Raw genomic sequence first — 23,905 nt, forward strand, 5'->3', positions numbered from 1 at the left:
ACCTAGCCCGCACCGCGCGGCTTGACCAGATAGCAGTTTTCCCCAGCCGTCATTTGCATTAAAGTCCCGCAAAAAGAACCGACAGGCATCGGGGGACAAGACTTGGCACCTAACGGCAGGCACAAGCCGTCGCGCAGAAAATCACGTTCCGGCAAATGCGGCCCGGCCCCTTGCTTTTTCGGGGTGATGAGGGCGTTGTCGTGATCCTCGACCGCTATTTCGCCCGCAGATTCCTGCAAAGTTTTCTGGTCATTGGCGGCATTTTTCTGACACTGATGATTCTGATCGATCTGATCGAACAGATCCGCCGTTTTGACGATTCCAACCTGTCTTTTGGGCGCCTGCTTCAGCTGACTTTGCTGAACACTCCCGCTGCCATCAGCGAGATGTTGCCTTTGCTGATTATTCTGTCGACCATTGCCCTGTTCATTGGCCTGGCCCGCAGTTCAGAACTGGTTGTGACCCGTGCAACCGGGCGGTCCGGCATCCGCGCTCTGGCTGCGCCGGTCGTTCTGGCGCTGATTATCGGAGCTCTGGCCGTGGCCCTGCTGAACCCGATCGCTGCGGCAACGTCCGAAGAATACCGGCGTCTGGCGGACAGCTACCGTAACGACGGCCGTTCGACCCTGTCCATCAGCCGTGATGGCCTTTGGCTGCGGCAAGGGGCGGAGGACGGGCAATCGGTCATTCACGCGCAGGGCACCGAGAATGACGACATCCTGCATCTGACTGGTGTCACGATCATCACCTTTGGCCAAAACGGCAAGCCGACCCAGCAGATCGTCGCTGACGAAGCCCGGCTGGAAGATGGCAGATGGGTCCTGCAGGACGCCAAGATCTGGTCCCTGAAAGATGACGAAAACCCCGAATTGAATGCAGTGACGCATGACCGGCTGGACCTGCCCACCTCTCTGACCCGGCAGCGCATCCTGGATTCGCTGGGCCAGCAGGACTCGGTCTCGGTCTATGATCTGCCGCAACTGATCAACGATCTGGGAGAGGCCGGGTTTTCGACAAAGCAATATGAGGTCTGGCTGCAATCCGAGCTCGCGCGGCCCTTCTTTCTGGTCTCGATGGTCCTGATCGGCGCCGCCTTTACCATGCGCCACGTGCGTTTCGGGGGCACAGGCATCGCTGTGCTGACCGCCGTACTACTGGGCTTTGCCATGTATTTCATCCGTAATTTTGCACAAATCCTGGGGGAAAACGGACAATTGCCGGTCTACGTCTCGGCCTGGGCGCCACCCTTTGCGGCGCTGCTTTTGTCGCTGGGCCTGTTGCTGCACGCGGAGGACGGCTGATGCGGCACTTGCTACCCTTGTTGCTGTCCGGTGCGCTGATCCACAGCGCGCCAGCTATCGCCACAGCGCAGTCCGCGCCTGTACCAGGTGCCGGACAAGCGGCTGAATCGCAGGACCTTGCGGCCCTTCTGGTCGCAGACAAAATCTTTATCACTCCGGATCGCAAGCTGATCGCCGAAGGCAATGTCGAGGCGTTTCAGGGCGACATCAAACTGACGGCCAGCAGCATCATTTATGATCGTGAAACCGGTTCGCTCGAACTGCAGGGTCCGATCCGGATCGATCAGGAGGGCCGCACCACGATTCTTGCCGATTCGGCAGAACTGGACAACGGTATCCAGAACGGCCTTCTGATCGGCGCGCGTATGGTGTTCGACCAACAGACCCAGATCGCCTCGGTCGAGGCGCGCCGCGCCGCTGGTCGATACACGCAGCTCAGCAAGGTTTCGGCCACGTCCTGCCATGTTTGTGCCAACGGTCGTGCGCCACTGTGGCAGATTCGCGCCCGCAAGGTCACGCACGACCAGTTGGAGCGGCAGTTGTATTTCGAAGGCGCACAGTTCCGTGTGCTGGATTTCCCTGTCTTCTACTTTCCGTATTTGCGCCTGCCGGATCCAACACTGGAACGCGCGACAGGGTTTCTTGTACCGTCCATTCGAACCACATCGCAGCTTGGGACCGGCGTTCAGGTGCCGTATTTCTTCAAGCTCGGTGACCACAAGGACCTGACCCTGACGCCTTACCTGTCTTCGGGCACACGAACGCTGGGCTACCGGTACCGGCAAGCGTTCAAAACAGGCCGCATAAACATCGAAGGGGCCTACACGCGCGACGACATACAGCCGAACCAGGATCGCGGCTATCTGTTCGCAAATGGCTTTTTTCTCTTGAAGAACGACTTCCGGTTCCTGTTCAGCATCAACACCACGTCTGACGACGGCTATCTGGCGGATTACGGCCTGCCCAATTATGACCGCCTGCGCAGCGAAGTCGCGCTTGAGCGGATCAAACGGGATACGGCCTTCAGGACCAGCCTGATCCACTACAAAACGCTGCGTGACAGCGAAGATCAGGATGAAATCCCGTCGCGGATTTTCGACCTGAACTACCAGAAACGATACTTCCCCCAAAGTGTTGGAGGCGAAGTCCGCCTGTCTTTTCTCAGCCATGCATACGAGCGTACCAGCGATGCCGACGTCACCGGGCGCGATGTGGCGCGCGCCACCGTTGACGCCGAGTGGCTGCGCAGCTGGATATTCGCCACCGGATTACGGGCTGACGCTCAGTTCGGTGCGTCGGTGGACAGGTTCAACATCCGGCACGACAGCAATTTCGCAGATAACGTCAACCGGCTCACGCCTCGTGCGGCAATGACGCTGCGCTATCCGATGCAGCGCCGCGAAGCATCCGGTGCCTCGCAGGTGCTGGAACCCATCGCTCAGATCGGGTGGACCCATGTGTCGACCAATGACGTGCCGATTGACGAAAGCACATTTCAGGAATTCGATCAGGGTGATCTGCTTTCCCTGTCCCGCTTTCCCGCAGTCGACCGCCGTGAAGACGGGCCGACCGGCGTTGTCGGCGTCAACTGGGCCCGGTACGGCATCAATGGCTCACGTGCATTGGCAACGATAGGTCAGGTTTTCCGCGCCGATGCCGACCCGGCCTTCAACCTGACATCCGGTCTTCAGGGCACGTCTTCCGATTTGCTGATTGCCGGGCAGGTAGACACGGTCAAGGGCTGGTCCATTGGCGGGCGCGGCCTGATCAACGGCGATTTCAGTTTTGCAAAAGCCGAACTGCGTGGTCAATGGGCGCGCGGTGACGATGCAATCGTCGGCAGCTATGTCTGGCAGGAGCCTGACCCGGACGAGAACGTGGATGACGAAATCTCAGAATTCTGGGTGAACGGACGCTACAGAATAGACGAAAACTGGCTGACTCGCGCCGAAGCACGCTATGACCTCAGCGAAGACGAACCCATCCGGTACGGGTTTGGGCTGACCTATCAGAACGAATGTGTTCAGGTTAACATGAGCGTCAGCCGACGCTTCACATCAACATCAAGTATTGAGCCTTCGACGGAATTCGGGTTTACCGTTGCCCTGACAGGTTACGCCATCGACGGCGGCGGTAAGAAGTACAAAAGATCATGCAGCTGATATCAGGTTTCTCAAGGTTTATTCGTTCCGGCTGGATCAGGCGGGCCACTCCGGCATTTGCCGCCGCGGTCATCGCACTTGCAGCCGGGCAGATCTCGGCCCAAAGCCTGTTCTCGCCGGCGATCCGCGTCAACCAGGACATCATCACATGGTACGAGTTGCAGCAACGCCAGCAATTGCTGACCGTTCTGGGCGTTCCCGGCAGTTCAGACCAAGAGGTGCGCGAAGCTTTGATTGAAGACAGCCTGCGCAATCAGGCCCTGCGCGATGCCGGCATCTCGGCAACACCCGAAGACATTGAGGTCGGTATCGACGAATTCGCATCCCGCGGTCAGCTGTCGTCCGACGAATTCCTCAATGCCCTCAAAAATGAAGGGGTCGATCGCGAAACCGTGCGGGATCTGGTCGCCAACCAGCTGGCTTGGCGCGAGTTCATCAGCACACGCTTTCTGTCCCAATCCCGCCCTTCGGAAGACGAGATCAACCGCGCACTGGGACAAGGCGGCAATGGCGGCCTGCAGGTTCTGCTGTCTGAAATCATCATCCCGGTGACCCCGCAAACTCTGCCTCAGGCCCAGGTCCTGGCTGACGAAATCTCGAAACTCGAAGGCTATGATGCTTTCTCTGCCGCTGCCACACAGTACTCAGCCGCCGCTACCCGTGATAATGGCGGCAGGCTGGAATGGCTGGGCCTGACCGACCTGCCACCGGCCCTGCAACCGGTGCTTCTGGGCCTCAAGAACGGCGAAATCACCGCACCGTTGTCGCTGCCCAACGCTGTCGCCCTGTTCCAGATGCGCGGCGTTCGCGAGGTTTCGACCGCCGCGCCCCGCTATTCCGAGATCGATTATGCCGCGTATTACCTGCCCGGCGGGCGCAGCGCGGAAACCCTGGCCCGGGCCAACAGGCTGAAGGAAGAGATCGACACCTGCGACGACCTTTATGGCATCGCGAAGGATCAGCCGGCTGCAGCACTGGATCGTGTCTCCGCGGCCCCGTCGGAAATCCCGCGAGATGTTGCGCTGGAACTGGCCAAGCTGGACAACAACGAGGTGTCGACAACGCTCACCCGCAACAACGGGCAGACCCTGATGTTCCTGATGCTGTGCACCCGCACCCTAGACCGGGGAGAGGACACGACGCGCCAGGACATTGCGAATGCCCTGACCCAGCAGCGCCTGCAAGCCTTTGCCGACAGTCTTCTGGAACAGATGAAGGCCGATGCGACCATCATCTCGCAATGACCGCCCCCATTGCGCTAAGTTGCGGGGAACCGGCCGGGATCAGCCCTGAAATCGCCGCTGGCGCATGGTCCCAATTGCGCGGCGCCTGCCCGTTTTTCTATATCGGCGACGCCGCACACCTGCCCAAAGGCACCCCGATCCACAAAATAAGCGCACCATCGCAGGCGCAAGCCGTCAGCGCCGAGGCCCTGCCTGTGCTGCACATGGAATTTCCCGCGCCCAACCGACCGGGCCATCCCGATCCGGACAATGCGCCGTCGATCATCGATGCCATTGAACTGGGCGTCAACCTCGTGCGCTCGGGCGAGGCTTCGGCGCTGTGCACCGCGCCCATTCACAAAAAGGCCCTGATCGACGGGGCCGGGTTTTCCTTCCCCGGTCATACCGAGTTTCTGGCGGCCCTCGCCGGTCAGGAACGCGCGGTGATGATGCTGGCCAGTTCCAATCTGCGCGTCGTGCCCGCCACGATCCACATCCCGCTGTCCCGCGTGCCGTCCGAACTGACGCCAGATTTGTTGCGCGACACCATTGCCATCACGGCTGACGGTCTGCGCCGTCAATTCGGCATCGCACACCCCCGTATCGCGGTGGCGGGCCTCAATCCACATGCTGGCGAAGGCGGCAAAATGGGAATGGAAGAACTGGACTGGATCGCGCCGCTTCTGAAAGGCCTGCCAACCAACGGCTACACCGTCACCGGCCCCCATCCGGCCGACACGATGTTCCACGCCGCCGCCCGCGCCCGATACGATGCGGCAATCGCCATGTATCACGATCAAGCCCTGATCCCGATCAAGACACTGGATTTTGACAAGGGCGTAAACGTAACGCTGGGCCTGCCCTTCATACGCACGTCGCCTGACCACGGCACCGCACTGGACATCGCCGGAAAAGGAATCGCCAATCCCACAAGCCTGATCGAGGCCCTGAAACTTGCCCAACAGATGGCACAAACCCCTTGATCCTTCACCTGGCCGAAAATATCCCCGCCGGAGGCAAAAAACCTCTGGCGCTTACCCACCAACCCGCGCCACGGTAATCGGATCATGAGCGCAATCGACACCCTCCCCCCTCTGCGCGAAGTCATCGCGTCACATCAGCTCTCGGCCCGCAAGTCGCTGGGTCAGAACTTTCTGCTCGACCTGAACCTGACCGCAAAGATCGCCCGTCAGGCCGGGGATCTGACCCAATGCGATGTGCTGGAAATCGGGCCGGGCCCCGGCGGACTGACCCGTGGCCTGCTGTCCGAAGGCGCGCGCAAGGTCGTCGCGGTCGAAAAAGATACGCGCTGTATCGCCGCCCTGAACGACATCGCTGCCGCCTATCCCGGCAAGCTTGAGGTGATCAATGGCGACGCTCTGGAAATCGACCCTCTGGCCCATCTGACCCCGCCGATTCGCATCGCGGCCAACCTGCCCTACAATGTCGGCACCGAACTGCTGGTCCGCTGGTTGACGCCGCCGGAATGGCCGCCGTTCTGGCAAAGCCTGACCCTGATGTTCCAGCGCGAAGTGGCCGAGCGTATCGTCGCCCAACCCGGAAGCAAGGCCTATGGCCGCCTCGCCATCCTGGCCCAGTGGCGGGCCGAGGCACGTATCGCCATGTCCCTGCCGCCCGGCGCGTTTACTCCGCCGCCCAAGGTTTCAAGCGCAGTGGTCCACCTGACCGCTCTGCCCGAGCCGCGTTTCCCGGCAAATGCCGCAACACTGTCCCGCGTGGTCGCCGCCGCATTCAACCAGCGCCGTAAGATGCTGCGCGCCTCGCTGAAAGGCGTGGCCCCGGATATCGAGGATCGTCTGCTGGCTGCTGGCATCCAGCCCACGGAACGGGCCGAACAGGTCCCTCTGGGAGCCTTCTGCGCGCTGGCGCGTGAAGTTTCCAAAGGCTGAAACAAAAAACCCCGGACGTAACCCGGGGCTTCTTCTCAACCGATACGAGCGCTTACTCAGCCGCTTCCGGCGCGTCGCCTTCACTTGAAGGCGCTTCATCCGCTGTTGCAGGCGCGGCCTTGGGCTTACGGCCCCGGGGCTTGCGCGCGGGTTTTTCCTTTTTCTCGGGCGTTTCGGCGACCGGCGCATCCTCTTTGCTTTCCGGCGTCTCGACCAGACCCGATTCCGGCGTTGCCTCCTCAGAACCGAAATCCATCACGTCGGGCTGCGGTGCCTCGGCCGGGTCTGCCTGGCGGGCAGCTTCACGTTCCTGACGTTCGGCGCGTTCGCGATCGCGTTCGGCCTGGCGCTCGCGATTCTGGCGCTCCTGCTCCTCGCGGCGCGCATCAATCTCGCGCTGCGCTTCGCTCAGCATGCGCAGATAATGCTCGGCGTGCTGCTGGAAGTTTTCTGCCGCCACGCGGTCGTTGGACAACTGAGCGTCACGCGCCAGCTGATTGTACTTATCAATGATTTGTTGCGGCGTGCCACGCACCTTGCCCTCGGGGCCTGAACTGTCGAAAACCCGGTTTACGACGTTACCACCAGAAGGGCGATTGCGGTTATTCTTGGCCCGCGAGCGGGATTTTGAAGATCTCATCTTATTTTACGTCAGCCTTGTCATTCGCTGTCGATCAACCCGTACCTTACGCTGCTCAGAGGCTTGTCCCGTACCGCGTCATCGACTTTTTTGGGCTTGGCGTCAGGGGTGCGCTGCAAAAGCGCCAGCCTCGCTGACTACTCTGAGTAAGCATGTCCTGCCCGCGCAGACAAGGGGTTTATCGGATATTTCGCAGCTTTTTTACTTTCGCAGGCGCATTTCAGCCTCAGTTTTCGGGCCTAACCCGGCATTCTCGCGACAATTACACGATCCCGCCCGTCCAGATCGGAAATGACACGGATTTCCGCCAGTCCGGCGGCGTCAAACAACGCGGACACATAGTTGGCCTGCGTCGGTCCGATTTCGACCAGAAGACGCCCGCCCCGCGACAGAAAATCCGGGGCTGATGACGCGATCCGGCGATAAGCATCTAGCCCGTCGCCCTCATCTGTCAACGCTAGTCGCGGTTCATGTTCGCGTACTTCGGGGGAAAGTTCCTCCATTTCGGAAAGCGAGATATAGGGCGGGTTCGAAACGATCAGGTCAAACATGCCATCAACCGCACCAAACCAGTCGGATTGCCAGACATCGATGCGGGCCTGCACCTGATGCTGCACCGCATTGGCGCTGGCCTGCAAACAGGCGGCTTCGCTGAGGTCGACACCAACCCCGGTTGCGCTGCGCCGCTCGGCCAGCAGCGTGATCAGAATGCACCCGGACCCGACCCCCAGATCTAGCACCCGGTCAAAAGGTTCGCTCAGGGCCGCTTCGATCAATACTTCCGTTTCGGGGCGCGGGTCCAGAACATCACGGCTGACGCGAAACCGGCGGCCGTAAAACTCGCGCTCTCCCAACAGGTGCGAGACCGGAACGCGTATGGCCCGAAGCGAGATCAGCTGGTCGTAGCGCTCAGCGATATCCGGCGACAGCTCCTCGGGCGCGATCAGGGTGACCCGGCTGGCTTCGATCCGGGCCGCATGAGCAAGCAACAGCCGCGCATCCCGAGCCGGATCTTCCACACCTGCCGCGCGCAGCCGGGCAGTTGCCGCCACCATCGCCTGCGCCGCAGTCTGCGCCCCGGTCATTGCGCCATCTCGGCCAGAAGCCGCGCCTGATCATCTGCGGTCAGCGCATCGATCACCTCGTCCAGATCGCCTTGCATCACCTGATCCAGCTTGTACAGAGTCAGATTGATACGGTGATCCGTCATGCGACCTTGAGGGAAATTATAGGTCCTGATCCGCTCGGACCGGTCGCCCGAGCCGACCTGACTGGCCCGATCCGCCGAACGCTCGCTGTCGATTCGCTGCCGCTCCAGATCGTAAAGCCGCGTTTTCAGTACCTGCATCGCAATCTCGCGGTTGCGGTGCTGGGATTTCTCGGAACTGGTTACCACGATGCCGCTGGGCAGGTGGGTGATCCGTACGGCCGAGTCGGTGGTGTTCACGTGCTGACCACCAGCACCGGAAGACCGCATCGTGTCGATGCGGATGTCACCCGCGTCAATCTGAATATCCACGTCCTCAGCCTCGGGCAAAACTGCCACCGTCGCCGCCGACGTGTGAATACGTCCGCCGCTTTCGGTTTCAGGAACCCGCTGAACCCGATGCACGCCGGATTCGTATTTCATGCGCGCAAAGACGTTGTCACCCTTGATATGGGCCACCACTTCCTTGATCCCGCCCAGATCGGAGGCTTGCTCCTCGATGATTTCGAACTGCCAGCCCCGCGCTTCGGCATAGCGCTGATACATGCGCAGCAGGTCTCCGGCGAACAAAGCGGCCTCATCCCCGCCTGTACCGGGGCGGATTTCCAACATCGCCGGGCGCGCATCCGCTGCGTCCCGCGGCAACAACGCCAGTTGTAACGCGTGCTCTGCGTCGGGAATACGTGCCTGCAACGCCGGGATTTCCTCCTCGGCCAGTTCCTTCATGTCGGGGTCGGCCAGCATCACCTTTGCCTCGGCCAGATCGGCCACGAGCTGTCGCCAGGTCATGATCTGATCAACCACCGGCTTGAGGTCAGAATATTCCTTGGCCAATGCCGCAATATCACCGCCCGACGCGCCATCTGCCATGGCCGCTTCGAGGTACTGGAATCGCTGAGTTATCTGTTCAAGGCGTTCTTCGGGGATCATGCGCGGGGTGTCTATCATCCGGGGGCTTTGGTCAAGGGCAAGCCTTGTGCTAAGCTGTTATTCATGAAACGGATCGTGCTTGTTCTTGCCCTCTGCGCGGCACCTGCCATGGCCGATGTGGTCGGCCCCGGCGGCAAGGTTCAGGATTGTTATTGCACCGATAAATCCGGCACCCGCGTCGAACTGGGAGAGATGATCTGCCTGCAGGTCGATGGCCGCATGTTCATGGCCCAATGCCAGATGTCACTGAACGTCCCCATGTGGCGCGAGGTGCAGGAGGGGTGCCTGTCCTCAGGGCTGCAACAAAGCCAACCACCGGTCGACACGAACCCGGTTTACCCCAAAATCTGAACGCCCGAACCGCAATCTGCCGTGAATGCGCAGGATGTCTCCGTCTTGCTGTGCCGTTGTGTAATCGGGAAACCCTAATGTCGGTGTTCGGGTGACATATGTCACCATTCCATCACCAACCGACCCGGCCAAAACCGTTGTCCGTGGAGCGGCCCTTGCAATAGTATCGAAACGCGCCAACCCGTCCGGACCGGTTTCAACCACACGCAACACGCCGCCTTTCATGTCCCGGTCCGTGTTACCAACCGGGGCGACATGCCATGTCATGGGATCGGACGGAGCCAGCCGAATGAAAGCCGCCAGTCCAACCAACAGCGCAACACAAAGCCACAGCACCATCTTTGTCATCCCGAACCCAACCCTTTGACAAACCCTAGCCGGATCGCGATGCGGGGCAATATGCGCCCCCGGTTATCGTGACGTCACACCGGGCAGGATGCAGATCAATTCAAACAACAGGTTCGCCGCTGTCAGCGCCGTGTTGCCGGACGGATCGTAGGGCGGCGAAACCTCGACCAGATCGCAGCCCACGACATTCATGCCGCCAAGCGCATGGATCAGTTGAAGCGCCTGCGGTGTGGTTAGCCCCGCAATCTCGGGTGTCCCGGTGCCGGGCGCATAGGCCGGGTCCAGACTGTCAATGTCGTAGGTGATGTAAACCGGATGATCCCCTACAGACTTGCGGATAAGCGAGCCGATCTCGGTCAGGTTCTGCTGCCACAATTCCCAGGCCGGATATTGGCGGAAACCCCATCCCTTCGCTTCAGTGAAATCGCTGGCGGCGTAGCCGGACCCGCGAATTCCGATCTGAAAGGTCTTGTCGGGAATGATCAGCCCCTCTTCGTAGGCGCGGCGGAAGACGGTGCCATGGGTCTCACGCTCGCCAAACATTTCGTCATTCACGTCCGCATGGGCATCCACATGCACCAGGGCGACCGAACCGTGCTTTGCCGCAATCGCGCGCAGGATCGGCAGGGTGATCGAATGATCGCCCCCCATCGCCACCGGGGTCACGTTCTGCGCCAGAATGCCGTCATAGCTGTCCTTGATGATCGTCAGACTGTCAGCCAGCGAAAACGTATTGATCGCCAGATCGCCGATGTCGGCAATCTGCAAACTGTAAAACGGCGCGGCGAATGTCGCCATGTTATAGGGCCGGATCATCGCGCTTTCACTTCGGATCTGTTTCGGCCCGAACCGCGTACCGGACCGCCACGAGGTGCCGATATCCATCGGAATACCCAAAACCGCCACATCCAGCCCTTCAAGCGAGGCCGCCTGCGGCAGGCGCATGAACGTGTTCGGCCCGGAAAACCGGGCCAGATCATTGCCGCTGATCGGTTGGTTGAAATCTGCCATGCCTGTTGTCCCTTCTGCCCGGTCATTCAATCAAGCAAATACCGGAAGTATGCCTAACCAAATGTTAAACCGGAGCCAGCTTGTTCCAGCCCAGCAGACAAATGATCTGCGTCGCCACATGCGCACCGGCAATCGCGGTGGCGCCGGAGGTGTCGAACGGAGGCGAAACCTCGACCACATCGCCGCCCTTGATGTTGATCCCGGCGATGTCGCGCAGAATGATCTGCGTCTGGATCGAGGTCAGCCCGCCCCAGACAGGCGTCCCGGTGCCGGGGGCAAAGGCAGGGTCCAGCCCATCAATGTCAAAGCTCAGGTAAACGGGACTGTCGCCCAGAATACCCTTGATCTTCTGCGCCACGGCGGCAGGGCCGGACTCATACACTTCGCGCGCGTCGATGATGTTGACGCCCAGCGTATCCTCGTTGTGTGTGCGAATCCCCACCTGAACCGAGCGTTTCGGGTCCACGATCCCGGACTTCACCGCCTTGTAGAACATCGTGCCGTGGTCCACGCGGGACATGTCGTCGTCGGCCCAGGTGTCCGTGTGCGCATCGAATTGCAGCAGCGATATCGGCCCGTATTTCTCGGCATAGGCCTTCAGAATTGGAAAACTGATGTAATGGTCCCCGCCCAGCGTGACCGAGGCGACATTCGCCTCCAGAATGGTGCGGATATGATCGGTCAACGTGTCGGGAAAGGCCGGGATGTTGGCATAGTCATAGGCCATGTCGCCATAGTCGACGATGGCCAGTTCGCTGAGCGCATCAAAGGGCCAGCCATAAGGCGCATCGGGCGATTGCAGGGCGCTGGCTTCGCGGATCGCGCGGGGGCCCAGACGGGTGCCGGGGCGGTTGGTGACGGCCTGATCAAAAGGTACGCCTGTCACGGCGATATCAACTCCGCTCAGGTCCTTGGTATACAGCCGCCGCAGGAACGAGGTCGCGCCCCCGAACGTGTTCTCGTAGGACAACCCCTTGAGGTCGGGATTGGTGAACGCCTCATCCACCTGGTTTTTTGCGTCTTCCAGTGCCATATCTTCTCCCTGTCAGCCCAGCGGCTGCGCCTTTTCCACGATCCGGGCAAAGAATGAGGCCCCGACCGGTGCGATGTCGTCGTTGAAGTTGTATTTCGGGTGATGCAGTCCTGCACCTTCACCCTGTCCCAGAAACAGATATGCGCCGGGGCGTGCCTGCAGCATATAGGAAAAATCCTCGGCCCCCATCTCGCGCCCGCTATTGGCCGTGACCCGGTCATCGCCGGAAACCTCGCGGGCGACTTCAGCCGCAAATACCGCCTTGGCGTCATCGTTAACCGTGGCTGGGTAACTGACGTCATAGTCCAGCCGCGCTTCGACACCGTAGGATACCGCCTGCCCCTGCACGATCTGCTCCATCCGCTCCATCACCATCTTCTGCACATTGGGATCAAAGGTGCGCACGGTGCCGTTTATATAGGCCGTGTCGGGAATCACGTTGTTCACGGTTCCGGTATGAATCTGCGTGACCGAAACCACCAGATCATCCAACGCGTAGTTGTTGCGGCTGACAATGGTCTGGATCGCCTGAGCGATACCGCAGGCCGCCATCACCGGATCGCGGGTTTCGTGCGGCATCGCGCCATGGCCGCCCCTGCCCTGGATATGCACCTCGAACGTGTCGACCGCCGCCATGATCGGGCCAGGCGTTGTGTGGAACGCCCCTTCGGCAATGCCCGGCGCGTTGTGCAGCGCATAGACCTGCGAGATGTCAAACCGGTCCATGATGCCTTCTTCCACCATCACGCCGGCTCCGCCGCCTTCTTCCTCGGCGGGCTGAAAGATCAGCGCAACCCGCCCCCGGAAATTCCGTGTCTCGGCCAGATACCGCGCGGCCCCCAGCAACATGGTCGTGTGCCCATCATGGCCGCAGGCATGCATCTTGCCCGGATTCGTCGAGGCATAGGCGACACCCGTCTCCTCCGTGATCGGCAGCGCATCCATGTCCGCACGCAAGCCAATGGTCGGCCCTTCACCCTTCCCGTTGATGATGGCGACCATGCCGGTTTTGGCGATCCCTTCGTGCAGTTCATCCACGCCGAACTCGCGCAGACGGTCCGCGACAAAAGCCGCAGTTTCATGGCATTCGAACTCCAGTTCCGGGATTTTATGCAGGTGCTGGCGCCATGCGGCCATATCGGCAGAGAAATCGGCAATTCGGTTCACGACGGGCATCGGGGGTGGACTCCTGATCCAAGCTGCGGGATGGATGCATCTGACACCGGAACAAGGGGCTTCGCAATGGCTGAAAATCCGCTGATCACCGACTCTGACGCTGGGATCGAGCGCTTGCTGGAAATCATGCGCCGCCTGCGCGACCCCGAATCGGGTTGTCCGTGGGACATTGAACAGGATTTCGCCACCATCGCCCCCTACACGATCGAAGAAGCCTACGAGGTCGCTGACGCCATCGAACGTGAGGCGTATGACGAGCTGAAGGGCGAGTTGGGAGACCTGCTGTTTCAATCCGTCTTTCACGCGCAAATGGCTGAAGAGGCTGGGCATTTCACCTTTCAGGACGTGGTTCGTACCATGTCGGACAAGATGGTCGACCGCCACCCGCATGTGTTCGGCGACGAGTCCCGCGATAAATCCGCCGAACAACAGACAGCGGACTGGGAAACCATCAAGGCGGCAGAGCGTGCAGGCAAGAAACAGAAAGGCGCGTTGGACGGGGTTGCGGCCAACCTGCCTGCCCTGCTGCGTGCCCATAAACTGCAAAAACGCGCCGCCCGGGTCGGATTTGATTGGCCCGATGCCAGCCACGTGTTGGCCAAGATCACGGAAGAGGCCGCTGAACTGGAAGAGGCGCGCGACAGCATGGATGCCGACGCGCTCGAGGACGAATTCGGTGATCTGCTGTTCGTGATCGTCAACCTTGGCCGCCACTTAGGCATCGAACCCGAGGCCGCCCTGCGCCGCACAAACGCCAAGTTCACCCGCCGCTTCGAAAAGGTCGAAGCCCGGCTGGCCGAACGCGGTAAGACGCCCACCCAAAGTGATCTGGCCGAGATGGATGCGCTGTGGGACGAGGTGAAAATCGAGGAACATCGCGCCAATGGCAAACTCCCGCCGGTAAGCGCAACAACCGGGGCCTGAAACAACTGGACAAGACACGCTCAGCTTGTCAGTGTCCGACCTTCACCACCCCCGGAGGCAGAGCATGACCGCCCGCAAGATCATAATCGACACCGATCCCGGACAGGACGATGCCGTCGCCATCCTGTTGGCGTTGGCCAGCCCCGAAGAGGTCGAGGTTCTGGGCATCACCGCCGTCGCCGGAAACGTGCCGCTGGAACTGACTGCCAAGAATGCGCGTATCGTCTGCGAACTGGCCGGTCACACCGAAGTGCCCGTTTATGCCGGATGCGACCGCCCGCTGAACCGCCCTCTGATCACTGCGGAACATGTGCACGGTAAAACCGGCCTGGACGGCCCTGTTCTGCCCGACCCGCAGATGCCGCTGGCGCAAGGACACGCGGTCGATTTTATCATCGACACCCTGCGTACACAGGCACCGGGGACCGTGACGCTTTGCCCGCTGGGTCCGCTGACCAATATCGCAACGGCGTTTCAGAAGGCCCCCGACATAGTCGACCGTGTTCAGGAAATTGTCCTGATGGGCGGGGCTTATTTTGAGGTCGGAAACATCACCCCAACGGCGGAATTCAACATTCACGTGGATCCGGAAGCTGCTGATATCGTGTTCAGATCCGGCAGGCCTATCGTCGTCATGCCGTTGGATGTCACTCACAAGGCACTTGTCACCAGACCCCGAAATGACGCCTTCCGTTCGCTCGGCAACAAGGTCGGCATCGCCGTGGCCGAAATGACAGATTTCTTCGAGCGGTTCGACATGAACAAATACGGCAGCGAAGGCGCTCCGCTGCACGATCCCTGCGTCACCGCCTATCTGATCCGTCCCGACCTGTTCAGCGGGCGTCACATCAATGTCGAGATTGAAACCCATTCGGAACTGACCATGGGCATGACCGTCGCAGATTGGTGGGGCGTCACCGACCGCGCACCAAACGCCACATTCATGGGCGATCTGGACGCTGATGGTTTCTTTGCACTGCTTACAGAAAGGCTGGCCCGGCTATGACCGCAGCACTCCGCCTCGCCCGACCGGACGACCTGGACCGCCTGATGACGCTGGTTTCCGCATTCCATGCCGAGACCGGAATTGAACAGGATGCCGACCAGCGGCGCGAAGCTCTGCGTCCCCTTCTGGAAGGAATCCCGCATGGCTGCATCTACCTGATTGGCCCCGGACGGGCGCCGCTGGGCTACATCATCCTGACTTTCGGGTGGTCGGTCGAGTTCGGCGGCATGGACGGCTTTGTCGATGAAATCTACATCCGCCCGGCCGTGCGTGGCCGCGGTATCGCATCCGAAGTACTGCACGATTTGCCCAAAGCCCTTGCCGAGGCCGGAGTGACGGCCCTGCATCTGGAAGTCGATCGCACCAATGACGCTGCGCAAAAACTCTACCTGCGCAGCGGCTTCAAGGCCCGCGACCGCTATATGCTGATGAGCAGAACGCTCTAGCGGCTTTCCCCGCGGAAGATCACATCGGGGTTATACATTTCCTGAACCGGGTCATCCTGAGACACCTGCATCCCTGTGATCGGGTAGGTATCGGGTCCTGCGCAGGCCGCAAGGAAGGATACGGACAGGGCCGAAACCATCAGAAGGAATTTTGATACAGACATCGTGAGCTCCTTTCTGCAATGCAATCAGGATAACTCATGTTGAGACACCGCCGTTAGGAACAAGTTCACACATAACGATATAATACTCGGCCATTTTCCGCCGATATGTCTGTTTTCGCGGTCTTTTGACCAGAATATTCACTGCTAGAGCATTGATAACCATAAACGATCCAGCGATCGGACTTTTCGAGCGTTTTCCTAATTTCGTCTCGGATTTTTTGAATATTTTCTGTCCTCGCATCCCGAAAGTTATACCTACGCGATAAAGCGTGGCCACTTCTCACAACCTGAGAGCAATGCTGAGAACAGAGAACTTCGCGGCCTTTTGCCAGATTACGTGACCAATCCAAAACTTGGGAATACCAATCAACACAAATCCAGACAGGTTGAATTGCACTTCATAGTATAGCGGATCAGATACTTGCTTACCGGCACCTCGGGAAGACTGCAGGAAGAGAGGTTCTATTTCAGGAACTTCCTTCGCGAATATCGATAGGGCTTCCCGGCGGTTGACATCCACCGACTTGTTTCAGAGATTGGCCCTGCGGAAAGTTTGCCACAGGGGCGCTTTACGTGGCCAAGAACTAGGGCGCTGATCCGAATAGTCTGCGCCCGCGAATGGGCAAATCGCCTTCGCAGTCGGTTCTCGATTCAAAATCGAAACCAGGACTGAGAAATGATAAAAAAAACTACAAAAAATCCGAAGCGAAAAGCACGCCCAACAAAACGGCCGATGCTACTATTGCAATCAACCGATGTGGTCCGGCTCGTCAATACAGTTTGAGCAGTTTCATTCCATTTCTGAGCGCAAAGCGCGATGGTTCCAATGTACGGCGGAACACTTGCTCGCGGCGTCCGATGGCGGACCCACCTCAACATCAAACATCGTCGCGGCCTGCAGATTCTGTAACTGTAACCGACATCGGTCAAAGCAACCGCTTACACCGGAAGCTTACAGGCAAAAAGTTCTCAGCCAATTGGAACTGGGGCGTTGGATGCGATTGAATTAACGGAACACCTAGCCAAGCCGTATCAGATAGCAGAGTTCGCCAAAACGGGGCTACTGTCGAAAAGACCCACGCTGGCGTAAGGCGCTGACAAAAACTGTGGTTTCAGACAAGCTACGTAAACCGGATACCAAGAAAAATCACACGACATTGGTCTCGTTGTCAGAATTACTTCTATCTTCGAAAGCTTTACCTCTCGAGAATTCATCCCAACGTCCGTTAGTTACGAAACCTCCAATCCCTCAGCCCGCTAGTATGGCGAGCCAATGATTATTCTGGCGGCACCTCTTATAGGTGTTAGCTTGGGGTTTCAGTTGCTGGACCTGTTTCCCCAAGCACATACCGAAAGGCTCCGACTCAGCGCAGGATCGATGCTCCGGCATATTCCGCGACCTCACCCAGTGACTCCTCGATCCGGATCAACTGGTTGTACTTGGCCAGCCGGTCCGACCGCGCGAGCGAGCCGGTTTTGATCTGACCGCAATTGGTTGCAACCGCCAGATCAGCGATGGTTGCGTCCTCGGTCTCGCCCGAGCGGTGCGACATCACATTGGTGTAGCGTGCGCGATGCGCCATATCGACAGCGCGCAGGGTCTCGGTCAGCGATCCGATCTGGTTTACCTTGACCAGCATCGAGTTGGCGCAACCGCGCTCGATCCCTTCGGCCAGACGCGCCGGGTTAGTTACAAACAGATCATCACCCACCAACTGTACCTTGTCGCCGATCATGTCGGTCAGAGCTTTCCAGCCGTCCCAGTCATCCTCGGACATGCCGTCTTCGATCGAGATGATCGGGTAATCCTTGACCAGCGCCGCCAGATACTCGGCATTTTCCTCGGACGTCAGCGAGATATTCTCGCCCGACAGGACGTATTTGCCGTCCCTGTAGTATTCGGTTGCCGCACAATCCAGCGCCAGGTGGATTTCCTCGCCCGGCTTGTAGCCTGCCTTTTCGATGGACTGCAGGATGAAATCCAGAGCCTCGCGGGTGGATGCAATATTGGGGGCAAAGCCGCCCTCATCGCCGACACCGGTGGCCAGACCAGCGGCTGACAACTCGCGTTTCAGCGTGTGGAACACCTCGGACCCCATGCGCACGGCTTCGCGGATATTCGCGGCCGAGGTGGGCATGATCATGAATTCCTGAATGTCTATCGGGTTGTCTGCATGTTCACCGCCGTTGATGATGTTCATCATCGGTACAGGCAGAACACGGGCCGAAGTGCCGCCCACATAGCGATACAATGGCTGCGTGGTGAAATCCGCCGCGGCCTTGGCAGTCGCCAGCGAGACACCCAGGATCGCGTTTGCGCCCAGACGGCCCTTGTTTTCGGTCCCGTCCAGTTCGATCATCGCCTGATCGATCGCCACCTGCTCTGTCGCGTCATAGCCCACCAGTTCTTCCGCGATCTCACCGTTCACGGCGGCGACGGCTTCCAGAACGCCCTTGCCCATATAGCGCGACTTGTCGCCATCGCGCTTTTCCACCGCTTCATAGGCGCCGGTTGATGCGCCAGAGGGCACAGCGGCGCGTCCCATGGTGCCGTCTTCCAGGATCACGTCCACTTCGACCGTCGGGTTGCCCCGGCTGTCCAGAATTTCACGTGCATGGATGTCGATGATGGTGCTCATAAGGCCCGTCCCTGTGGCTGCGTTCAGTTGCACGCCTCATACCATCAACGGGTGAAAAGTAAACCGGTCATGTTATCGCTAACACATCGATCAGGTGGCCTTTAGGGCTAACAGCACCCTGTTTGCGCCAACCTGCGACGATCCGTCAGGCCGCAACTGCAATGGCACGCGCCAGCCGGCGCTCGCGAACAAAGGTGTAAAGGCCGGAACCCATGATCAGCATGGCACCGGCCAGTGTCATTTGGTCGGGGCGCTCGCCGAACATCAGCATCCCCGCCGCAATCGAGAAGACAAGGCGGGTGTACCGGAATGGCGTCAGGGCCGACGCCTCACCGATCCGCATCGCGGTTACGATGCCATAATATCCCAGAACGCCAAACCCGATCGCGCCAAGATAAGGACCGATCTGCGCCGTTTGCAGCGGAATGACCGGTTGAGCCGAAAACACCATCAGAACCGCACCGGCAAACGCCACCGCGATGTAGGCCTGCAGCGCCACAACAGATGACGCAACGCGAACATCAAGTTTCCGCGTGATCAGATCCCGCGCCGCAATGGCAATCACGGTTGCCACGACAAACAGGGACTCGGGCTGGAAACCTTCAAGTCCGGGACGAATGATCATCAGAACACCGATGAAGCCAACGCCAATCGCGCTCCACCGCCGCCTGCCTACCTGTTCCCCAAGAAACAGCGCCGCCCCCATTGTCACCGCAAGCGGCATCGCCTGGAACACGGCTGCAACTGTGGACAGGTCGACAAGCGACAGGGCGGTAACAAAGGTCAGTGCCCCCACCGCTTCGGTCGCGGCACGGGCCAGAGGCAACGGCTGCCACGCCACCGGATCAAAGATGCGCTTGCGTGTGGCCAAAGACATCAGCACGAAGACAAGGCTGCAAAACAGCCCCAGAACAATCATGATCTGGCCGGTCGAAACACTGGTCGACAGATGCTTGATGAACATGTCTTCAAGCGAAAAGGCCGCCATCGAGCCAATGATCAGCAATATGCCGTTTACGTTGTTCATGCGCGTGTCCGTTTGGGTGGGCTGAAAAAATCTGAGCCTGTGAGTCACCAAAACCGGAACATTCGCGACGTCGCAAGCCGGATTACGACAGGTTTAATGAATTGATTTGAAGCGACCAATCGCTTTTCGTGATAGGTCAGTCCTGTTCCAGCGGCACACCATACAGTTCCAGCCGGTGCCCTTTCAGCTTGTAGCCTAGCTTAGCGGCAATCTTTTCCTGCAGTGCCTCGATCTCGGGATCAACGAACTCGATCACCTCGCCCGACTGCATGTCGATCAGATGATCGTGGTGATCGCGCTCGGCGTCCTCATACCGCGCGCGTCCGTCGCCGAATTCCAGCCGCTCCAGTATTCCCGCCTCTTCGAACAATTTGACGGTCCGGTAGACTGTTGCAATGGAAATGCCGGAATCAACGGCCGAGGCGCGCGTGTACAGTTCTTCGACATCCGGATGGTCTTCGCTTTCCTCCAGCACCTGGGCAATTGTGCGGCGCTGCCCCGTCATGCGCAGCCCTTTGGCTTCGCATCGGGTGATGATCGTATCCGGCATGATGACCCCCAGATGTGTTCGGGTTTCTGTCTTAATACGTCTGCACGGCGCGCGCCACAGGTGATTTTCCAGCGCGCCCTAGACTGCTGACCGCAGGTCAGCCCAGACCGGCAGATGATCCGACGCAATATGCGCCGGCCGCGCGTTATGTACACCGTGCAGCATTGCCTCAAGGCCGCCGCCCAGCGCGATTCGGTCCAGCGCGCCCAGGGGTTGCGCCGCCGGAAAGCTTGCGACCGGAGGCAGAAACCGCATGCCCGGAACCAGGTGATCCAGCACGGGCTGACGCGACCATTCGTTGAAATCCCCCGCCCAGACAGTCGGCATACTGTTCTGCCCCGCATCGCTGCGCCTGAGTTGCGTCAGCTGCTGGCGGCGGGATGCAGGCAGCAGGCCCAGATGCATCCCCATGACCCGAAGCGGACCGATCTGAGTGTCAAATTCCACCTGAACGGCCCCGCGCGGCTCCAGCCCCGGCAACTCGTGATGGGATGCGCTGCGCACCTGTATGGCGTCACCCCGCCAGATTACCGCGTTGCCGTGCCAGCCCAGGCTGCCCGCGCCGCCCAGATCGACAATGTTCCAGCCAGCTTCGTCCAGCATGAAATGCGGCAGCGCCGCAGGCCGGGGCGGCAGACGTTTGTCGGCCTCCTGCAAAACCACGATATCCGCTTTCATTCCCTCCAGAACCTGAAGGATACGCTGCGGCTGGCGCCGAAGGTCCAGCCCGACGCATTTCTGAATGTTGTAGCTGGCAAGTCGAAGGGTCGGCGAACGGGTCATGGGCTTCCGGTTGTCGTAGACCTCTAAGATTGCGTCGCCCGTTCCCGTGTGCAACCCCGGAATACTTGTTTTTCGGTGCAATATCCGCGCAGTTCAAATCATTGGCGAAATGCACGCTATTGACTATTTGTGCAGCGGATTGATGTTACTTCGGGGTAAAACGGGATGGCAATGCCGGACACAGACAAGAAGAAACGCCTCGAAGGTCGGTCGCTGCTTGTGGCCATGTGGGGCAACCTGTTCATGGCCGGGGCCGGTATTCTGGCCGGTATCCTGTCAAACTCCAATGCCATCATGATGGATGGCCTGTTTTCATTGATCGGTTTCGGCTCTGCCGTTCTGGGCCGCCGGATCAGCCAGCGCGTCGGCGCAGGACCCGACAAGCTGCGTCCTTTCGGATATGCGGCGGACGAGGCCATCTTCTCCACCTTCCGTGCCCTGTCACTGCTGGGGCTTGTCCTGTTCGCCATCACAAACGCAATCAAGAACATCTACAGCTATCTCAGCGGCATTGATCCCGAGCCGCTGAATTTCGCGCCGATGTTCGTTTATTTCGCGACGATCGGGGCCACCTGTCTTTTCCTCTGGGCTTTTCATCACTTCACCTGGCGAAAGACCGGAAAGAACAGTTCGATCCTGCGTCTGGAGGCCCGCGCTTCGCTTTTCGATGGCATGATCACCGCCGCCGCCGGACTGGGTCTGGGCGCCATCTACCTATTCCGCGATGGCCCCCTTGCGCCCATCGCTCCGATCGGGGACTCGATCATCGTTCTGGTGCTCTGTCTGCTGGCTGTCGGTACCTATTTTCGCGAGTTCCGGGGCGGTTTGGGAGAACTGGCGAATGTCACCGCAAACCCCGAACACCTGGCGACCGCGCGCCGGGCCCTGCGCGAAGCCATCGCCGAAGACGGCGGAACCTTGCGGGACATGTCCGTGACAAAACAGGGGCGCAGCTTTCTGGTGACAGTCTACTATGATCCGGGCCGCCCCGTCACTGCAGACGAAATCGACACCCTGAACCTGCGCATGATCAGCGATTCACGAACCGCGCTGCCTGAATCGGATGTGCTGCTTTTGGTCACCCAGTACCAGCGGCGCTGGCCGGACACGATCAACCCGTATCAGGCGACACCCTAGCCTCTGCGCTCACGTGCCACAGAAGGTCGCCCGGACCACTTCATTCTCGGTCGGGGGCCGCATCAGGTCGGCCGCATCGGGCTGATCCAAGTATGGGTTCGCCAGTACCTTGTTCAGACTATGAAACGGCGCGTAGTCCCCTTTTACGGCGGACTGAATCATCTGTTCGACACGGTGATTGCGCGGGATGAAAGCCGGATTGGCCATTGCCATAACGCTTTGCGGGTCTGCCTCGCGTGCCAGACGCGCGCTCCATCCTTCGGCCCAGGCGTCAAACGCCTCGCGTTCGGTGAACTGGTCCCGTGCCGTATCGCTGCCCAGCGCGCGGAAGGTATTTGTGAAATCGGCGCCGTTCTGGGCCATCCGCGTCAGCAGATCGGAAATCATCTCAAGATCCCCTTCCTCTGCCGCTGCAAGCCCGATCTTGGTCCGGAACCGGCGCAACCAGTTCGCCTGCAGCAGCTCGGGCATGGCGTGCACGATCTCCGTTGCCTCCTCGACGGCGGCTTCCTTGTCCTCCATCTGCTGGATCAGCGATGTGGCCAGTTGCGCCACATTCCAGACGGCAATCTCGGGCTGGTTGGAATAGGCATACCGCCCCATCCGGTCAATCGAACTGTAGACCGTGTTCGGATGATAGCTGTCCATGAAGGCACACGGCCCGTAATCGATGGTCTCTCCGGCAACCGAGCAATTGTCGGTGTTCATCACCCCGTGAATAAACCCCACGCTCATCCAGCCCGCGATCAGTTGCGCCTGCGCGTCGACAACCGCACGCAGCAGGCCCATAGGGCCGTCTGCGTCGGGATAATGGCGCGCAATCGCATAGTCCGTCAGTCGTTTCAAACTGTCCAACTGCCCGCGCGCGGCAAACACCTGAAAGGTACCCACCCGCAGATGGCTTTGCGCCACACGGGTCAGAACCGCGCCGGGCAACGGACCTTCTCGCAGAACAACCTCACCTGTTTCCACTGCCGCCAGCGCCCGGGTCGTCGGGATGCCCAGCGCGTGCATGGCTTCGGACACCACGTATTCGCGCAGCACAGGACCCAGCCAGGCGCGTCCGTCCCCTTGCCGCGAAAACGGGGTCGGTCCGGACCCTTTCAACTGAATGTCCCGGCGCACCCCATCCGTGCCGACCGTCTCACCCAAAAGTACGGCGCGGCCATCGCCCAGTTGCGGATTGTAGTGCCCGAACTGATGCCCGGCATAAAGCTGCGCCAACGGTTCGGCCCCTGCGGGCACGGTGTTTCCTGCAAAGGCCTCGGCCATCTCCTGCACATCACCTGCGGAAATTCGCAGAACCTTGGCCAGATCGGCATTGAACGCGATCATCTGCGGTGCACGAACGGGAACCGGCGCCTGTCGCGCAAAAAACGAATCCGGCAGCCGGGCGTAGGAATTGTCAAAGGGGATCGTCATGGTCATGCGCCAAACATATGGCCTGTGCCTGCGATTGCCATAGCGGATTGCGCCATCCCGTGCATAATTGCCCCGAACATCCGAGGATCAAATGAGCGCACAAGAGATCATCAATCACCTGCAAATGCAGCGCCACCCTGAAGGTGGCTGGTTCCGCGAAACCTGGCGCGCCAGAAATTCAGGCCGCGCTACTGGAACCTGCATCTATTTCCTTCTGCAGCAAGACGAAAGCAGCCACTGGCACCGTGTCGATGCCACGGAAATCTGGCTTTACCACGCCGGCGCGCCGTTGGTCCTTTCGCTGAGCGCAACCAGCCACGGCCCGGCCACCGACCACCTGCTCACCCCCGATCTGTCTGAGGGTGAGCCGCAACTGATCGTGCCGGAAAACCACTGGCAATCCGCCCGCAGCACCGGCGCCTATACATTGGTCAGTTGCACGGTCTCGCCGGGGTTTCAGTTCGAAGGCTTCGAACTGGCCGAACCCGGCTTCGACATCCCGCGCGGCTGACCTC

At 59.8% G+C, this 23,905-nt stretch carries 25 protein-coding genes; 12 read left to right on the forward strand and 13 right to left on the reverse strand.

What is annotated here, in order from left to right; all coding sequences use genetic code 11:
- Nucleotides 1–200 precede the first annotated feature (200 nt).
- The 5 genes from lptG to rsmA all read left to right on the forward strand — a co-directional run bounded on the left by lptG (nucleotide 201) and on the right by rsmA (nucleotide 6,596).
- Nucleotides 201–1,301, forward strand: coding sequence for an LPS export ABC transporter permease LptG (gene lptG, locus ACR0J2_RS03550; protein WP_170677721.1), 1,101 nt, complete (start codon nucleotides 201–203; stop codon nucleotides 1,299–1,301).
- A complete protein-coding gene (locus ACR0J2_RS03555) occupies nucleotides 1,301–3,463 on the forward strand; it encodes an LPS-assembly protein LptD (protein ID WP_480811682.1) in 2,163 nt (720 codons plus the stop codon). Before lptG ends, ACR0J2_RS03555 begins: the two co-directional genes overlap by 1 nt.
- Complete coding sequence (locus ACR0J2_RS03560) at nucleotides 3,454–4,707, forward strand: peptidylprolyl isomerase (RefSeq protein ID WP_480811683.1); 1,254 nt, start codon at nucleotides 3,454–3,456, stop codon at nucleotides 4,705–4,707. Before ACR0J2_RS03555 ends, ACR0J2_RS03560 begins: the two co-directional genes overlap by 10 nt.
- Nucleotides 4,704–5,669 carry a 4-hydroxythreonine-4-phosphate dehydrogenase PdxA gene (gene pdxA, locus ACR0J2_RS03565; protein WP_480811684.1) on the forward strand — a complete coding sequence of 322 codons (966 nt, stop codon included), beginning with the start codon at nucleotides 4,704–4,706 and terminating at the stop codon, nucleotides 5,667–5,669. The genes ACR0J2_RS03560 and pdxA overlap by 4 nt, the downstream gene beginning before the upstream one ends.
- A gap of 84 nt (nucleotides 5,670–5,753) precedes the next feature.
- The gene (gene rsmA / locus ACR0J2_RS03570; RefSeq protein WP_480811685.1) at nucleotides 5,754–6,596 is read left to right on the forward strand and encodes a 16S rRNA (adenine(1518)-N(6)/adenine(1519)-N(6))-dimethyltransferase RsmA; all 843 of its coding nucleotides are present in this window, start codon (nucleotides 5,754–5,756) and stop codon (nucleotides 6,594–6,596) included.
- A gap of 52 nt (nucleotides 6,597–6,648) precedes the next feature.
- Here the strand turns inward: rsmA and ACR0J2_RS03575 are convergent, their stop codons facing one another.
- The 3 genes from ACR0J2_RS03575 to prfA all read right to left on the reverse strand — a co-directional run bounded on the left by ACR0J2_RS03575 (nucleotide 6,649) and on the right by prfA (nucleotide 9,373).
- On the reverse strand, nucleotides 6,649–7,236 hold the full coding sequence (locus tag ACR0J2_RS03575; RefSeq protein WP_480811686.1) for a DUF4167 domain-containing protein: 588 nt from the start codon (nucleotides 7,234–7,236) through the stop codon (nucleotides 6,649–6,651).
- Between the two features lie 239 nt (nucleotides 7,237–7,475).
- A complete protein-coding gene (gene prmC / locus ACR0J2_RS03580; RefSeq protein WP_480811687.1) occupies nucleotides 7,476–8,321 on the reverse strand; it encodes a peptide chain release factor N(5)-glutamine methyltransferase in 846 nt (281 codons plus the stop codon).
- Nucleotides 8,318–9,373, reverse strand: a complete 1,056-nt coding sequence (prfA, locus tag ACR0J2_RS03585; protein ID WP_480812024.1) for a peptide chain release factor 1 — start codon at nucleotides 9,371–9,373, stop codon at nucleotides 8,318–8,320. Before prfA ends, prmC begins: the two co-directional genes overlap by 4 nt.
- A gap of 63 nt (nucleotides 9,374–9,436) precedes the next feature.
- On the opposite strand from prfA, the gene ACR0J2_RS03590 reads away from it, so the two are divergent.
- The gene (locus tag ACR0J2_RS03590) at nucleotides 9,437–9,724 is read left to right on the forward strand and encodes a hypothetical protein (RefSeq protein ID WP_321252546.1); all 288 of its coding nucleotides are present in this window, start codon (nucleotides 9,437–9,439) and stop codon (nucleotides 9,722–9,724) included.
- On the opposite strand, the gene ACR0J2_RS03595 is transcribed toward ACR0J2_RS03590, so the two are convergent.
- The 4 genes from ACR0J2_RS03595 to ACR0J2_RS03610 form a co-directional block, all read right to left on the reverse strand.
- On the reverse strand, nucleotides 9,665–10,072 hold the full coding sequence (locus ACR0J2_RS03595; RefSeq protein WP_480811688.1) for a DUF1499 domain-containing protein: 408 nt from the start codon (nucleotides 10,070–10,072) through the stop codon (nucleotides 9,665–9,667). The genes ACR0J2_RS03590 and ACR0J2_RS03595 overlap by 60 nt on opposite strands.
- 63 nt (nucleotides 10,073–10,135) lie before the next feature.
- Complete coding sequence (gene speB / locus ACR0J2_RS03600) at nucleotides 10,136–11,083, reverse strand: agmatinase (RefSeq protein ID WP_480811689.1); 948 nt, start codon at nucleotides 11,081–11,083, stop codon at nucleotides 10,136–10,138.
- A gap of 64 nt (nucleotides 11,084–11,147) precedes the next feature.
- Nucleotides 11,148–12,116: an agmatinase gene (gene speB, locus ACR0J2_RS03605; protein ID WP_170610578.1), complete on the reverse strand. Its 969-nt coding sequence runs from the start codon at nucleotides 12,114–12,116 to the stop codon at nucleotides 11,148–11,150.
- Between the two features lie 12 nt (nucleotides 12,117–12,128).
- Nucleotides 12,129–13,292 carry a M20 aminoacylase family protein gene (locus ACR0J2_RS03610; protein WP_480811690.1) on the reverse strand — a complete coding sequence of 388 codons (1,164 nt, stop codon included), beginning with the start codon at nucleotides 13,290–13,292 and terminating at the stop codon, nucleotides 12,129–12,131.
- Nucleotides 13,293–13,358: 66 nt separating this feature from the next.
- On the opposite strand from ACR0J2_RS03610, the gene mazG reads away from it, so the two are divergent.
- From mazG to ACR0J2_RS03625, 3 genes are all read left to right on the forward strand, one after another.
- A complete protein-coding gene (mazG, locus tag ACR0J2_RS03615; RefSeq protein WP_170677449.1) occupies nucleotides 13,359–14,216 on the forward strand; it encodes a nucleoside triphosphate pyrophosphohydrolase in 858 nt (285 codons plus the stop codon).
- Between the two features lie 64 nt (nucleotides 14,217–14,280).
- The gene (locus ACR0J2_RS03620; RefSeq protein ID WP_480811691.1) at nucleotides 14,281–15,222 is read left to right on the forward strand and encodes a nucleoside hydrolase; all 942 of its coding nucleotides are present in this window, start codon (nucleotides 14,281–14,283) and stop codon (nucleotides 15,220–15,222) included.
- A complete protein-coding gene (locus tag ACR0J2_RS03625; RefSeq protein ID WP_170610566.1) occupies nucleotides 15,219–15,668 on the forward strand; it encodes a GNAT family N-acetyltransferase in 450 nt (149 codons plus the stop codon). Before ACR0J2_RS03620 ends, ACR0J2_RS03625 begins: the two co-directional genes overlap by 4 nt.
- Here the strand turns inward: ACR0J2_RS03625 and ACR0J2_RS03630 are convergent.
- Nucleotides 15,665–15,832, reverse strand: a complete 168-nt coding sequence (locus ACR0J2_RS03630; protein WP_170610563.1) for a hypothetical protein — start codon at nucleotides 15,830–15,832, stop codon at nucleotides 15,665–15,667. The genes ACR0J2_RS03625 and ACR0J2_RS03630 overlap by 4 nt on opposite strands.
- Nucleotides 15,833–16,587: 755 nt before the next feature.
- Here ACR0J2_RS03630 and ACR0J2_RS03635 point away from each other — a divergent pair.
- Nucleotides 16,588–16,842, forward strand: a complete 255-nt coding sequence (locus ACR0J2_RS03635; RefSeq protein WP_480811692.1) for an HNH endonuclease — start codon at nucleotides 16,588–16,590, stop codon at nucleotides 16,840–16,842.
- A gap of 354 nt (nucleotides 16,843–17,196) precedes the next feature.
- Here the strand turns inward: ACR0J2_RS03635 and eno are convergent, their stop codons facing one another.
- From eno to ACR0J2_RS03655, 4 genes are all read right to left on the reverse strand, one after another.
- A complete protein-coding gene (gene eno, locus ACR0J2_RS03640) occupies nucleotides 17,197–18,471 on the reverse strand; it encodes a phosphopyruvate hydratase (protein WP_170610557.1) in 1,275 nt (424 codons plus the stop codon).
- A gap of 145 nt (nucleotides 18,472–18,616) precedes the next feature.
- Nucleotides 18,617–19,498, reverse strand: coding sequence for a DMT family transporter (locus ACR0J2_RS03645; RefSeq protein WP_480811693.1), 882 nt, complete (start codon nucleotides 19,496–19,498; stop codon nucleotides 18,617–18,619).
- Between the two features lie 136 nt (nucleotides 19,499–19,634).
- Nucleotides 19,635–20,048: a Fur family transcriptional regulator gene (locus ACR0J2_RS03650; protein ID WP_170610551.1), complete on the reverse strand. Its 414-nt coding sequence runs from the start codon at nucleotides 20,046–20,048 to the stop codon at nucleotides 19,635–19,637.
- Between the two features lie 78 nt (nucleotides 20,049–20,126).
- Entirely contained in the window at nucleotides 20,127–20,831 is a 705-nt protein-coding gene (locus ACR0J2_RS03655; protein ID WP_170610549.1) for an endonuclease/exonuclease/phosphatase family protein, read from the reverse strand.
- A 171-nt stretch (nucleotides 20,832–21,002) separates the two neighbouring features.
- Here ACR0J2_RS03655 and ACR0J2_RS03660 point away from each other — a divergent pair, with 171 nt between their 5' ends.
- A complete protein-coding gene (locus tag ACR0J2_RS03660) occupies nucleotides 21,003–21,968 on the forward strand; it encodes a cation efflux transmembrane domain-containing protein (protein WP_480811694.1) in 966 nt (321 codons plus the stop codon).
- Nucleotides 21,969–21,977: 9 nt separating this feature from the next.
- Here the strand turns inward: ACR0J2_RS03660 and ACR0J2_RS03665 are convergent, their stop codons facing one another.
- The gene (locus ACR0J2_RS03665) at nucleotides 21,978–23,396 is read right to left on the reverse strand and encodes a protein adenylyltransferase SelO (RefSeq protein ID WP_480811695.1); all 1,419 of its coding nucleotides are present in this window, start codon (nucleotides 23,394–23,396) and stop codon (nucleotides 21,978–21,980) included.
- A gap of 85 nt (nucleotides 23,397–23,481) precedes the next feature.
- On the opposite strand from ACR0J2_RS03665, the gene ACR0J2_RS03670 reads away from it, so the two are divergent.
- On the forward strand, nucleotides 23,482–23,901 hold the full coding sequence (locus tag ACR0J2_RS03670; RefSeq protein ID WP_480811696.1) for a cupin domain-containing protein: 420 nt from the start codon (nucleotides 23,482–23,484) through the stop codon (nucleotides 23,899–23,901).
- Nucleotides 23,902–23,905 lie beyond the last annotated feature (4 nt).

Source organism: Ruegeria sp. CG4, assembly GCF_056537185.1.